13 protein-coding genes are annotated in these 14,357 nt (G+C 42.0%); 9 read left to right on the top strand and 4 right to left on the bottom strand.

What is annotated here, in order from left to right:
* The first annotated feature begins 16 nt into the window (after nt 1-16).
* The 9 genes from INT03_RS03765 to tsf all read left to right on the top strand — a co-directional run bounded on the left by INT03_RS03765 (nt 17) and on the right by tsf (nt 9,605).
* Nucleotides 17-829: a crotonase/enoyl-CoA hydratase family protein gene (locus INT03_RS03765; protein ID WP_193007704.1), complete on the top strand. Its 813-nt coding sequence runs from the start codon at nt 17-19 to the stop codon at nt 827-829.
* A gap of 317 nt (nt 830-1,146) precedes the next feature.
* Nucleotides 1,147-2,406, top strand: coding sequence for a multidrug effflux MFS transporter (locus INT03_RS03760; protein ID WP_055125721.1), 1,260 nt, complete (start codon nt 1,147-1,149; stop codon nt 2,404-2,406).
* A 350-nt stretch (nt 2,407-2,756) separates the two neighbouring features.
* A complete protein-coding gene (locus tag INT03_RS03755; RefSeq protein ID WP_193007703.1) occupies nt 2,757-3,626 on the top strand; it encodes a substrate-binding periplasmic protein in 870 nt (289 codons plus the stop codon).
* 12 nt (nt 3,627-3,638) lie between these two features.
* Nucleotides 3,639-5,834, top strand: a complete 2,196-nt coding sequence (locus INT03_RS03750; RefSeq protein WP_193007702.1) for an ATP-binding protein — start codon at nt 3,639-3,641, stop codon at nt 5,832-5,834.
* Between the two features lie 62 nt (nt 5,835-5,896).
* Complete coding sequence (locus INT03_RS03745; RefSeq protein WP_045443633.1) at nt 5,897-6,259, top strand: response regulator; 363 nt, start codon at nt 5,897-5,899, stop codon at nt 6,257-6,259.
* 29 nt (nt 6,260-6,288) lie between these two features.
* Nucleotides 6,289-6,738, top strand: a complete 450-nt coding sequence (locus INT03_RS03740) for a chemotaxis protein CheX (protein WP_045443636.1) — start codon at nt 6,289-6,291, stop codon at nt 6,736-6,738.
* 41 nt (nt 6,739-6,779) lie between these two features.
* Nucleotides 6,780-7,229: a chemotaxis protein CheX gene (locus INT03_RS03735; protein ID WP_193007701.1), complete on the top strand. Its 450-nt coding sequence runs from the start codon at nt 6,780-6,782 to the stop codon at nt 7,227-7,229.
* A gap of 361 nt (nt 7,230-7,590) precedes the next feature.
* Nucleotides 7,591-8,388, top strand: a complete 798-nt coding sequence (gene rpsB, locus INT03_RS03730; protein ID WP_045443642.1) for a 30S ribosomal protein S2 — start codon at nt 7,591-7,593, stop codon at nt 8,386-8,388.
* 332 nt (nt 8,389-8,720) lie between these two features.
* Nucleotides 8,721-9,605 (top strand): translation elongation factor Ts, encoded by an 885-nt coding sequence (tsf, locus tag INT03_RS03725; protein ID WP_193007700.1) that lies wholly within the window; start codon nt 8,721-8,723, stop codon nt 9,603-9,605.
* Nucleotides 9,606-9,816: 211 nt separating this feature from the next.
* On the opposite strand, the gene INT03_RS03720 is transcribed toward tsf, so the two are convergent.
* The 4 genes from INT03_RS03720 to hflX all read right to left on the bottom strand — a co-directional run bounded on the left by INT03_RS03720 (nt 9,817) and on the right by hflX (nt 14,044).
* Nucleotides 9,817-10,641 (bottom strand): lytic transglycosylase domain-containing protein, encoded by an 825-nt coding sequence (locus INT03_RS03720; RefSeq protein WP_193007699.1) that lies wholly within the window; start codon nt 10,639-10,641, stop codon nt 9,817-9,819.
* Between the two features lie 406 nt (nt 10,642-11,047).
* The gene (locus INT03_RS03715) at nt 11,048-11,737 is read right to left on the bottom strand and encodes an LrgB family protein (protein WP_055125716.1); all 690 of its coding nucleotides are present in this window, start codon (nt 11,735-11,737) and stop codon (nt 11,048-11,050) included.
* A gap of 22 nt (nt 11,738-11,759) precedes the next feature.
* Nucleotides 11,760-12,194 (bottom strand): CidA/LrgA family protein, encoded by a 435-nt coding sequence (locus INT03_RS03710; protein WP_193007698.1) that lies wholly within the window; start codon nt 12,192-12,194, stop codon nt 11,760-11,762.
* A 386-nt stretch (nt 12,195-12,580) separates the two neighbouring features.
* Nucleotides 12,581-14,044 carry a ribosome rescue GTPase HflX gene (gene hflX / locus INT03_RS03705; protein ID WP_193007697.1) on the bottom strand — a complete coding sequence of 488 codons (1,464 nt, stop codon included), beginning with the start codon at nt 14,042-14,044 and terminating at the stop codon, nt 12,581-12,583.
* Nucleotides 14,045-14,357 lie beyond the last annotated feature (313 nt).

Genomic DNA, 14,357 nt, shown 5'->3' with positions numbered 1-14,357 from the left:
ATGAATAAGGATTGTTATGAACGCGATTGCCACTTACCAATATGAAACCTTACAAGTTAGTATGACTGACAATATACTCACGGTAACCTTGAATCGCCCACACAAAAAAAATGCCATGAGCTTTAAAGTGGTGAAAGAATTGATTGCCGTCGCAGAACGCATTGGTAAAGACAAAACGATACGTGCGGTGATTCTCAATGGTGCTGAAGGCACGTTTTGTGCGGGCATCGACTTGGGTGATTTGAATCATCCAAAAAATCAAGCGTTCGCCGTTTGGGAGCTGGTAAAGCCATGGCAGAGCTCGTTCCAGCGTGTTTGTCTGGTATGGCGCGAGGTGCCTGTACCGGTCATTGCTGTACTAGAAGGCTATTGTATCGGTGCAGGGCTTCAGTTAGCGCTGGCTTGCGATGTGCGTATCAGTCATCCAGATTGCAAACTGTCTATTATGGAAGCTAAGTGGGGGCTTGTACCTGACATGGGTTTGACGCAATCGGCGTTTGGCGTGGTACGTGAAGATGTGCTAAAAGAGCTTGCCATGAGTGCGCGTATCGTGACTGCCAGTGAGGGCAAAGCATTGGGTCTTGTCAGCCATTGCAATGAAGCGCCACTTGAGCAGGCGCAAAAGCTCGCTGCCGAATTTGCAGAGCGCTCTCCTGATGCGGTGTTGGCGAGTAAGCGTGTGGTCAATGCTATGTTCCAGCAGCCAGCCACTACTTTATACAAAGAAAAAGTATGGCAGCTTAAAATGATGCTCGGTCGTAATCGCAAGCTTGCTTTAAGAAAAGCCAAGCAAGCCAGTACGGCATTTGGTAAGCGCCAGTTCCGCTAAATATCTTTTACTAATTATGCCGCTATGCTAACGCTCAGACCTGTTTTGACAAATTATTGTGATTGTTTTTAGTTGTTATTGTTTGTTTTATTCACGTCATACCTCTATTGAAATGTGAGTGGATAGTACGATATAACACTGTCCACTTGCGCCGCTGTATGCAACTGTGCACTAATGGTGGCAATGACCCTTGTTTTCAGTATTGAGTAAAGACTAAATATCAAAGACAATGGAAGCCTGAATAATACAATAACAATTACTAGGGTGTATTGAACCTTTATAACGATTCAATACACTCTATATAAAATGGTCTGAATATGTCTGCTCCAAAATCCTCTCTACCCAATCGACCCATTGCTTCTGAGCGCGTACGCTCTGCTGATTTGCCTGTTGCATGGATTATGATGCTTGGACTTATCGTGGCAGTGGGGCCATTGTCTATTGATATGTATCTGCCTGCATTACCATCGATGGCAGATGACTTTGGCGTATCCACAGCCTTTATGGCCAACTCTGTTCCTGCTTATTTTTTAGGCTTAGTATTTGGCCAGTTATTTTACGGACCATTTAGTGATCGTGTTGGTCGTGTTAAGCCTTTATATATCGGTATGACGTTATATGTCATCGCCTCCATTGTTTGTGCGACTACTAATAACGAGTATGTATTATTCGTTGGACGGACGATGCAAGCGCTTGGTGCGTGTGTCGGCGCGGTGGTCACTCGTGCTGCGATTCGCGATCGATTGACTGCCAAACAAACCGCAAAAGCCTTTTCTATTATGATTTTGGTGATGGGTTTAGCGCCGATATTAGCCCCATCGCTTGGTGCGCTATTTCTACAGTTTTTTAGCTGGCACTCTATTTTTTGGTTTTTGGCTGCTTTTGGCACGTTGAATTTATTACTCACAAAGTTTTTCTTCTTTGAAACGTTGACGGAAGAAAATCGTAATGTACGTCCTGCAAGAGAAGTACTGAGTCAGTATTGGGACTTATTAAAAGACCCGACGTTCAATTATCCAGCGATTGGTGGCGGCCTGCTGATGGGGGCGATGTTTGTTTATATCAGTTCAGCCTCTGAGCTGATTATGGATACCTATGGGGTATCCGCGACCCACTTTGCTTGGCTATTTGGGATGAATGCTGCTGGTTTTGTGGGTTTGACTCAGCTGAATCAGTGGCTCACCAATCGCTTTCGTATTTTGAGTATTTTGCGCTTTGGTGCGATGATGCAGGTTATTTCTGCAGGCGTGCTATTTGTAATAGGTCTATTTTTGGGTACTGATGCTTGGCTTCCATTGGTGCTGGCTTGTATTTTCTTCTGTATCGCAGGCTTAGGTCTTACCCAGCCGAATGCTTCTGCTATTGCGCTGGCCTTTCAAAAACGCCGAGCGGGCATGGCAAGTGCGCTACAAGGCTCGCTCATGTTCTCAGTCGGTATCTTTGGTGGATTATTATTAAACCTATTTCCAGTTAATCCCGTACTCAAAATTGGTATTGCGATGTTCGCTTTGATGAGTCTTGGCTGTTTTTTAATTTGGCAGATAGATCGTAATTTAAATCTGGACGATGCGGAGTAAGCCAGAGACTTTATAATTCTTGCACTAGCATCTTAAAAGGCATTCTTACATTGATTATGTAGGGATGCTTTTTTTGTACTTTTTATTTTATTTTTGCCTAAAACTGCGCATAAAACAAGGCCATATTACAAGTTTTCAGTTATATAAATAGACTTATGTGGGCCTTTAATATCCTTTGTTTGCCATATATAACAAATTGTGGTTAATAACCAAACATAATTATTGCAATCACAAAGGTAGGCAAGTATTATCCACGTAACTTTCTGTAAGTAAATATTGTGAAGATATTACCTAACCTTTCTAAATTGTCATTTATTGATATATATAACGTAAAGTTTAAAGGATGAATTATGAAGCAATTATATAAACTATTGCCAATTGTATTTAGTATAGGACTGTTTGGGTGTAGTAACTCTACTACTCAAGAGAATGTAAATAAGAGTAATGCTAAAGATAATAAAGATACCTTTGTTAGTAAATTGCCTGATACTGCGCCCACATTAAAGGTTGCGACTACAGGTACGACGCCGCCGTTTTCGTTCCAAGATGACTATGGCAATATGCAAGGGATTGACATTGACGTCATTCGAGCTATTGGTGAGGAACAAGGCTTTAAAGTCGAGTTTTACAAAGAAACGTTTCAAAATATGTTTGATAGTGTGGAATCAGGTAATCGCGATTTGGCATTAGCAGGTATTTCTTATAAAGATGAACGCGCGGCGAAATATGGCTTATCGAAACCTTATTTCTTTAATCCATCAGCAATTATGTATTCTAACGATAAGTTGAAAATAACTAGTTTAGAAGACCTAAGCGGCATGCATGTTGGTGGTATGGAAAATGGGAAGTCAGTCGATCAAATAAAAGCAGTTGGCACCTACGGTGAGCTGTCTACCAGAGAGACTGCTTTCTTATTATATGAAGATTTGATGCAGGGGAAGGTTGATGCCATTCTCCATGATGCCCCTATTTGGCAGTATACGGCAAAAATCCATCCTGAATATAAGGTCACTATCGTGCCTTATGAAGGCGAAGATGTGCCTGAAGCACAGCAAGTGATAATGATGGCAAAGGGCAATAATGAGCTTATTAAAAATGTTAACGAAGGTATTACTAAGCTTAAGACAAAAGGAACGTTCAAGACAATTGAAGAGCAGTGGTTAGGTGAGAGTATTCCAGCTATCGATAGCACTTCTGCTACTACTCAGCAACTGAACTAAGGAATTCTGAAGATGGCAACTACCCCTAATGTTGACAATAAGCGCTATCAAAATTTAATTATTTCAATTGCACTGTTTTTATCGCTCATCGGTGCTTTGCTAGCGTTTACCTTTTATACCTCAAGCTTATTAGAAAGAAACACGGTATTAATTGATAGAACCAACCAAGTCGCGAATAGCGCGCAGGCGGTAATTAAAGATTTATTCGATTTAGATAATAGCTATGGCGAAGATACAAACTCTCCGCATATTCAGCGCGTTTTAGAGCGTCTGGAACAAGATACAGCACTGATTACTAGCTCAATTTCAGCTCTTGAACAAGGCGGTACTATTACTAGCGTTGAAGGCAAAAGCTACGATCTTCCGAAAGTTAATAGTGATTCTCAAGTCAAAGTTGCGGAAGCTAATCAAGAATGGAGACTTTTAGAACCTAAAATTCAGGCATATCTTAAAGATGCTGATAATGTGATGGTCGACTCTTCAGATAACCTGACTCAGGCGGTTGAACAGGCGAAGACTTCAAGTTTATTTATCAACGACTCGCTAGACCAGCTTACTGATGAGGTGTTTATAAACGCTGAACGTCAAGCAAACACTATTCGTCTGATTCAGATATTGGGTGTTGCAGCTATTTTCGCTTACTTCTTGATATTCGTATTCTTCTTTGTACGTCGTTTGCGTGAGACGGATGCTGAAGCATTTGCTGCTCGTCGCGAGACACAGGAAATTATGGAAACGGTCAGTACTGGTCTATTCTTGCTTGATAAAGACTTGAATATTGGTCAGCAGCATTCTCGTGCATTAAATGACATTGTTGGCTCAGACAGATTGGCAGGGGAAAACTTTACCAATGTCTTGCGCGGTCGTATTTCTGATAAAGATCTGAAAACCACACAGCAATTTATTGAGCAGCTTTACAATCCACGCGTTAAAGAAAAATTGGTAGATTCTCTCAATCCGCTGCACAAAGTCATGCTACACAACAACGCTGGTGATAAAGCACAGAATAATCGCTTCTTAGACTTCAAGTTCTCACGTGTTTATGATAACAAAGATATTGCCCGTATTTTGGTCAACGTCAACGATGTATCGGATGCCGTATATTTAGAGCAGCGTCTAGAAAAAGAGCGCTCGCAAAATGATATGCAGATCGAGATGCTCACCACTATCTTGAATGTAAATCCTAAGATTATTAATGAGTTTATTGATAATACGCAGATGCACATTGAGAAGATGAACAATATCTTGAAAAATCCTGGTAGCTCTCAATACGAGCTTGAGGGCAAACTAAAAGCCATCTATCGCGAAATGCATAGCTTAAAAGGTGAGGCATCTGCGCTAAAACTGCACAGCTTTACTAAAATTGCCTCAGATGCGGAAGACAAACTGCACGCATTGCAAAACCAAGGTCAATTATCTGGTAACGATTTCTTGCCATTGGCCGTACATTTGGATGACTTATTAAGCTTATCGAATACCATTGCAACGTTAGGTGAGCGTATCAACCGCTCAGCACCAGCAGCCGCAAAATCTAGCGTATCAGCAGCAATTTCTGAAAGTCAGTCAATTGCCAGAGCGGCTACCAGCTCAAGTAATGGCATGGCCACTGATGGTGGTTTGGACATCAATTTGGGTAGTGATGCAGACGATGCAAATAATGATCACTTGGTTTTTTATAAAGACTTTGCCGATGATATCGCAACTAGGCAAGGCAAACAGGTCACGCTCAAAAGCCTGACATTAACCCAAGCCAATATACCAGAGCATCTTGCCAAGCCGATTAAAGAGATTAGCATTCAGCTACTACGTAATGCTGTGGTACATGGTATTGAAGCGCCAAGTGTTCGTCATTCGATTGGTAAGACTGCGGTTGGGACGATTGATTTAGAGGTGCAAGACAGCGGCGCAGATGTGACGCTGATTGTGCAAGATGATGGTCAAGGTATTGATTATGACAGCATTCGTGCCAAGTTAAGCAGTGATGGTCGTTTTAGTACAGAAGAAGCCAGTCAGCTCAGTCAAAGCGAGCTGCTCAAACAACTGTTTTCTTCTGGTTTCTCTACCAAAGAACACGCAGATGAAGATGGCGGACGAGGTGTCGGTCTTGATATCATTAAAGCAAAAGTAAAAGATTATGATGGCAAGCTTAACGTAAACAGCGAATTCGGTCAGATGACACGGTTTGTTATTACTTTACCAAAAGCTTAATTAGAAACAGCAGGTATATTGTCAAGGATGACAAGCACTTCATTAAAGGTAATAGATCAGTTATGCATAAGTTAATGATTGTTGATGATTCAAATATTATTAGAAATCGTATTCAGCGCGCGTACGATTCAGGGCAGTTTATGCTGGTTGCGACGGCAACCAGTGGTGTCCAAGCCATTGAAAAGTTCAATGTCCATCGTCCTGATGTAATCACCATGGACTTGACCATGCCACAAATGGATGGACTTGAGTGCATTGAGAAAATCATTGCGATTGACCCTGAAGTACGCATTTTAGTGGTGTCAGCACTGTCTGATAAAGCCACTGGCATTGAAGCATTGTCGTTGGGTGCCAGCGGATTTTTGTGCAAGCCTTTTTCAGAAGAAGAGCTTGTAGAGTCTTTGTATGAGCTAATGCAAGACTAAACCATTCAACGACTTAAGTAGATGTCATTATGAAAGAACAAAAGCTACAGATTTTTTTAAGTATTATTAGTAATTATTTTAATCAGTTTGGGGGCGAGGAGCTTGTCGCTGACACCCCATATCTGTTAGAGAACAAACAGCCAAAAGTCCATGATTATACGGGTGTGATCGGTATATCGGGTGGACAAAAAGGCGTGGTGTATTTTTCGGCAACCCGTCAGTTATTGTCCGCTATACTGGATAGCATGGGTGAAACGGATAAAAGCGATGAGAATTATATCGATTTGGCTGGTGAAGTGGCCAATACAATCGCTGGTAACGCGCGTAAAGAGTTTGGCTCAGAGTTCCATATTTCTGTGCCGTTTGTATTTAAAGGCTCTCCACAAAGTATTGTGTTGCCGAATGATGAGCGTTCTTTTATCATTCCTATCACTTGGAACTCGCAGATAGGCGAGATTGTGGTCTGTTTGCAGGATTAACGTTGCTGCCACCGCGTCATAAAGATGGATATTAATATATTATGGTTAAAGTAGAAAAATTGGGTGTGTTTCTGAGCTCAATCAATGCATTTTTTGCACAAATTGATGGCTCAGAAGTGTCCATTGATACCCCTTATTTAAATCATAACAAGAGTGCTGTTGGTTATGATTATAGCGGCGTTATCGAGATATCAGGGCCTCTTGAAGGCTGTGTGTATGTGAGTGCGCCAAGCGCGATGTTACGAGAGGTCATAAAAGTGATGGGCGAGCCTGACTCATCGATCACGATGATGAAAGATCTGCTCGGTGAGATGGCCAACACTATCTCTGGAAATGCTCGTACTGAGTTTGGCTCAGAGTTTATTATCTCGCCGCCGCATATTGTTGAGAGCGCACCAAGCGTGTCTTATTTGCCAAAAGATCGCCAAAGTTACGTCACGCCATTTACGTGGCGTGGATATAAAGCGGTCATTGGTATCTGTATCGCTTAATCTACAGCTGCTAATTTATTCAGTATAAAGAACGACGTTAATGCGTCGTTTTTTTATGCGTTATCATCCACTTAAACAGCATAATAGCGCTAGCAGTCGCTAAGCATTATATGCTAAAATACAGCCCAGCTATTTTTTATCACATCGTATTTTTACGTTCAAATGATAGCTCAATTTTTTAAACCAACCCATCAACCAATGACACACACATCATGGCAAAAAATTGCTGGGTGTTTGGCGACTTGATTAATTTGCAAAAAGTTAGTGCTGCCACAATAAGTATTAACCGTTAGCAGATGCGTGTCGCTAGATAGGCAGTTTTTGTGATGTGGAGGCATAACCCAACCAATAGGAATTTCACATGTCTACAAAGAATCCAACCAAAATCGAAATGCGCGACTTACTACAAGCCGGCGCTCACTTTGGTCACCAAACACGTTTTTGGAATCCAAAAATGGGACCATACATCTTTGGTGCCCGTAACAAGATTCACATCATTAACTTAGAGCACACAGTAAAAGCGTTTAACGAAGCATTGACTTACGTTAACGGCTTAGCTGCTAAGAAAAACAAAGTATTGTTCGTAGGTACTAAACGCGCAGCAAGCGGTATCATCGCTGAGCAAGCAGCACGCGCTGGCATGCCATACGTTGACCATCGCTGGTTAGGTGGTATGTTGACTAACTGGAAAACACTTCGCCAGTCAATCAACCGTCTAAAAGAGCTAGAAAAGCAAGCAGAAGACGGTACTTTCGCCAAGCTTACTAAGCGTGAAGCGTTAGAGCGTACTCGTGATATGGAAAAACTTGAGCGTTCACTAGGCGGTATTAAAGATATGGGCGGCCTACCTGATGCAATCTTCGTTGTAGACGTAGATCATGAAGCGATTGCTATCAAAGAAGCTAAAAATCTAGGTATCCCAGTTATCGGTATCGTTGATACTAACTCTAGCCCAGATAACGTTGATTACATCATCCCAGCAAACGATGATGCTATCCGTGCTGTGACCTTGTATGTGACTTCTATGGCTGATGCGATTATCGCTGGTAAAGAATACGCACAGACTCAAGCGGGCGGCAAAGCTGAGCAAGAAGCACCTGCTACTGAAGAAGCACCAGTTGAAGCCAAAGCAGAAGAAGCGGCGACTCCAGCAGAATAATTGGCTGACCCAAAAGGTTTAACTTTGTAAGGATAGCTTGATAGTCACACTATCTGCATCCATATAAAGTTATTAACAGCGTATAAGCTCACAATAGGCATGATGTAGTTTTACTCGTCATGCCTTATTGTTGATGGAACACTCGTTAATAAGCGAGTATTATCGCTTATATATGCCCTCGTGATGCACAATATCTGTTATTACAATGATGTCTGTTATCACGATCAACCATGAGTGCTTCCATTACTATAAGAGCGATATAGTACCAATAGATAGCAAAGATATATCTCATAGAAATTAAGCACTCCCATACATAATAAAAGGTAACTCTTATGTCAGAAGTAAAAGTATCTGCCAAAATGGTAAAAGAATTGCGTGACCGTACTGGTCTTGGCATGATGGAATGTAAAAAAGCGTTAGAAGAATCAAACGGTGATGTAGAAACTGCCATTGATAACCTACGTAAATCTGGTCAAGCCAAAGCAGCTAAAAAAGCGGGTAACATTGCAGCTGATGGCACTATTATCATCGCTCAAGGCGACAACAAAGCATTCTTGTTAGAAGTAAACTGCCAAACTGACTTCGTTGCAAAAGACGAAAACTTTACGGCATTTGCAGAAGCAGTAGCGAATATTGCATTAGAAAACAATGTGACTGACGTAGCTGCTATCGCTGAATTGCCATATGGCAATGGTCAGACTGTTGAAGAAGCTCGTGTATCTTTGGTACAAAAAATCGGCGAAAATATCCAAGTACGCCGCGTTGAAGTATTAGAAGGTAGCAACCTTGCTTCATACCGTCATGGTTTACGTATCGGTGTTGTGGTATCTTTTGAAGGCGGCAACGCAGATACTGGCAAAAACCTTGCCATGCATATCGCAGCATTCAACCCAGTTGCGGTTGATGACGAAAGTGTAGATGCTGATTTATTAGCACGCGAAAAAGACATCATCGAAGCAAAAGCTCGTGAGTCTGGCAAGCCTGATAACATCGTTGAAAAAATGATCGAAGGTGGCCTACGTAAGTATCTAGAAGAAGTGACTTTACTACGTCAGCCATATGTTATGGACAACGAGAAGAAAGTTGGTGATGTACTAAAAGCTGAAGGCGTAAAAGTACTTGCTTTCAAACGTCTAGAAGTTGGTGAAGGCATCGAGAAAAAGCAAGAAGACTTTGCTGCTGAAGTTGCTGCAACACAAGCACTGGCTAACAAGTAATTTTTAAATTTTGCTAAGAAGAAAGGTGAGTGCTAAGCTTTCTGGTTTGGTACTCACAGATCAGCTTTATTGTTAATCTTGTATCGAACTCAAAAAATATGACAAGATAGATTATGAATGAATAGATAAAGCCTCTTAGCACAAAAAAGCCCGTTAATTATATTAACGGGCTTTTTTACGTTTGGATTCAACGGTTCATGTAGTCTTCATTTTAGCGTAGCGCATCATATGCTGAGTTGGCATAGCTGGCACTATTGCTATTACTGCTGGTGCCATAGCTGACGTTTTGTAAGCCGCTACTGAGACTAGGATTGGCGATTTGATTGCTAGCGTTCATGGTACCGCCTGATAGCCCTGAATCGTTTTTATACAAGCTATGGTAACGGCTCATGACATTTTTGACATAGTTACGGGTTTCCTTAAAAGGCGGGATGCCGTTATATTTATCAACGTTACCTTCACCCGCATTATAGCCCGCAACCGCAAATTCTACGTTGTTATTAAACCGCTTCATCAACCATGCAATATATTTAGCAGAGCCTTCGATATTATCTGCAGGGTTCCAAGGATTGCTGACTTTGAAGCGTCGCGCAGTCGCTGGCATTAGCTGCATGAGACCTTGCGCACCGACAGGTGAGCGTGCATTTGGGTTAAATGCGGATTCGCTATGCATCATTGCTTTTATAAGCCCAGGATCTACGCCATGACGCTGAGCTGAGGCGCGAATATAACTGTCGTATGAGTTGCGGCTTCCGCTACTGCTGGCAGAGCTACTACCGTAATTACTGCTGCTATTGTCACTACTACCGTCATACATTTTAGAATCTTTGTAGTAGGTGACTTTTACCTTTTTGGTGAATTTGTCAAAATTACCACTTGGATTGACGTTAGTGAGTAAGACTTGTCCGCCTTTGTCTTTGTAAATATACATATTACCTGCTTTAGCAGCAACAGATAGAGATAGGCTGGATAGGGCGACAGCGGTCAATAAAACAGGAGACAAGCAGCGAGTCACTAAGGTTGTAACATTTATCATAGGGTTATCACTTTTCATCGAGTAATAGCAAATTGCTTTGCCTATAGGCGCGTCGTTCTGCGCATTTAAGCGGTTATCGTGCTGGTAGGATTTTATCGCTGTAAACGATATAGCACCCTAGCAAAAACCACGTCTAACTAGAAACCACTCGCATTGGATACAAAAAATAATAGTTGCTTACTATAACATATAATAACTTTTCGACGCATACGATTATCAGCACAAAGTATAAAAGTCATTTTTAATTTGTAAAAAAATCAACACACTACCGTTTTTGAGTATGTTGATTGAGTATCGGCTTTATTATTTTTAGGCGTGTGTGGTACGTGAATATTCTGGCTGTAGCAATGAATGAATCGTGAGAAATAAAAGCTGTTCAAAGCACTGAAAACTGCTTTGAACAGGGTTATATAGAAAGTGCACTGATAAAAATAGGCACCCAAACGGCGGTGACCAGCCCGTTTACTGCCAATCCAAATGCCGCATAACGCCCAGCAGTGTGGCTAATTTGCCATGCTTCGACGGTACCAAAAGCATGCGCTGCCAATCCAAGTGCTAAGCCCTTGGCGCGGTCATCATCGATACCGCGAAATAAGAAGCGCGCCAAAGTACCACCGATAAGCCCTGAAACAATAATAATTAAGTTCGCCATGGCTAGTGGTGCTTTAATTAGATCTGCGACACTCAGACCGATGGGTGTGGTTACTGAACGCGTTGCGAAAGCGAGTATGGTGTCGTGACTTAATGAAAATAAATAAGCCAATGACATCGGTAGCAATGCACCAACCACACTTGCAAGGATAACTATGAGAGTAAGCTTTTTGACTGGCAGACCTTTAAAGTTCATTGCTGCTAATGGTACTGCCAACAGTACGGTGACATATCCCAATAAGTGATCAAATACAGGCTTGGCAACATCGTAATAATCGTTGTAATCCCATTGTAGGATAAACAAAAATAAGAGAACAAGCGCCAACGCCGTAATCACCATCGGCAGCCATGAGAGCTTACGTGCCAGTACACGAGCAGTCACATGGGCGATTAGCGTTAATAATATCGCCGCAAAGGTTGCCACAAACACGTTATCAAAAGTCATTGCATTTCCTTGTTCATACAGCTCATAGCTGTCCTTTGTGCTCTTCAACGGTGGTGCTATCGATGCTAACATCGTGATTGAGCCAACGGTTGGCAAGTATGGCAAGTCCCCAAAGCGGTATGAGAGTACTAATCATCATCGTCAGCATAACGCCCCACAGCTCATCACCTAAAGCAAATAGCAGTAAGCCTGCACCTGCAGACACGGGCAAAAAAGCAAAACCGCTATCCACCAATAAAGTATTACTGGCTTGGGTGAGCCAACTGGGCAACCCTTTAAGTAATCGCCATGCCATCAAAATCAAGAACATGGCGACCAATCCAACGATGTTGGCAGCCTTTTCTATTCCTGCTAATTGACAGATGATAACGGCTGATTCACGAACCACGATGACCATCGTGAGTGTCAGTACTAAGGCAAGCCATAGCGGCAAATGGGTGGAGTGAGTAGATTTCATAAGAAATACTGGCCGATTTAGAAATAGAGAGGATAGGAGCAACAAAATAGGTAACCGCACTCTAATGAGTGTGTTCTATCTATCAATGATATTAATATTGGTTGAACCTATAGCCGATGATTATATAGAGAGTAGGCAAACTAATAAAGCTTATAGCATATCGTCAGTGCGATTATAAATAGTCACAGCGTTAAGCTCGCTTACTATAATGAGTGTATCATTTGCGCCAGGCTACCTTGTGCTCACTTTAAACGACATCGACTATGGTAGCGCGTTTTCGTGATCGGGTAACCTATAAAGTTTAATGCTATGTGCCAAAAAAAAGGATGATATCAATGGATATCATCCTTTTGTCTTTTATAAAGCTATTTTACAGATTCAGTCATTTATATTTTTGAGTCAGGAATTTCCACTTCTACTGCTAATTCCTCTGACTTAGCGGCTTCAGAATTCAGCGCATCAAACTCATCAAACGCTTTTTCTTCTGCTTCGGTCATCGTCGGCTCTTCAATCTCATCAGGCTTTTCGAAGTCTTCAAGTACTGGCATTAATAACGTGGCTTGGGCTAATGGCAGTACATCTAAAGGCTCTAAATTGGCCTGACCCAGTAGCTGTCTTAGCGTATCGCTTGGCAAGCGAATCGTTAAACACTCATGCCCGCTGTCATCATAGCTCTCTTCCTGAATAACACCCAGCTCATATAAGGCGTTTTTTAACTGACCTGCATGATAAGGTAAGGTCAACTCAAAGGTGGTGAGTGTACCAGTAAGTAACTGCTGGACGGCTAACGACAACTCTTCCATACCTAGATTTTCTCTAGAAGAAACATAGACGCGATTGGGTTGTCCTTCACTAGCATAACCAATATGTGCAGGCTCATCTGTCAAATCAATCTTGTTGTAGACATTGAGCACTGGTACATCATTATCAATCTCTGCTAATACGTCTTTGACCGCTTGAATTTGCTCATGCATATCTTCACTAGAAGAATCGATAACGTGTAGCAATAAATCTGCCTCTAACGTTTCTTCTAATGTCGCATGAAAGGATTCGACCAACTCATGCGGCAGATGACGGACAAAACCTACCGTATCGACTAAAACAACACGACCAACACCCTGCCAGTCTAAACGGCGTAGAGTAGGATCAAGCGTGGCAAATAGTTTATCCGCTGCATAGATATTCTCGTCGACCAAGCGGTTAAATAGCGTCGATTTACCAGCGTTGGTATAACCGACAAGCGAAATCGTCGGCACATCTGATTTTTGGCGGCGGGCTCGACCTTGCGCACGTGTCTGTCTGACTTTCTCGATTCTGCTTTTAAGCTGATTCACGCGCACTTGTAGCAAGCGACGATCGGTCTCAAGCTGGGTTTCGCCGGGTCCACGTAGACCAATACCGCCTTTTTGACGCTCCAAATGCGTCCAACCTCGTACCAAACGCGTCGATAAATGGTTGAGCTGCGCCAGCTCTACTTGTAGCTTACCTTCATAAGTACGGGCACGCTGCGCGAAAATATCCAATATCAAACCCGTACGATCCAGTACGCGACATTTAACCAAGGCTTCAATATTACGCTCTTGTGATGGCGATAAGCTATGGTTAAATAAGACGATGTCCGCATCATGTTCGCGTACCAATTCTGCTATTTCTTCTGCTTTACCGCTACCAACGAAGTATCTGGCGTCGGGTCTTTGACGTGAGCCTGTGACTAAAGCCAAACGATCAGCCCCTGCTGAGTCTGCTAACAGCTCAAATTCACCTAAATCATCAGGATCTTGAATTTGACGGATGTCTAAATGTACTATAATGGCGCGCTCGCCACCTTCGTGTCTTTCAAAATAATCCAAAGAGTATCACCTATTTAATAAAGTAAATATATCGCTATTATCCATTCAGTAAACGTCGATATAGCGTTCATATGACCATATATATGTGGTCTCATCACTTAATATTAAAGCGTTCTAGCACAATTAACGAGGGTTTTATGTTACAGCGTAAATGAAAGCCATAGGCAAATCAGTGAACGCAGCAGAACTAGTTGAATAAACAGCAACTCAGTGAACAAAAAGGAGCTCAGTGAACAAATCGTCACTGAATGAATGAATTTTGTTATACTCATGGCGCTTGTTTACGATATATAATCATAAGTTTTTAACCACG

The organism is Psychrobacter sp. PG1 (assembly GCF_014897815.1).
GTDB lineage: Bacteria > Pseudomonadota > Gammaproteobacteria > Pseudomonadales > Moraxellaceae > Psychrobacter.
The sequence above is the reverse complement of the archived record's forward strand: the minus strand, read 5'-3'. Positions and strand labels throughout refer to the sequence as shown.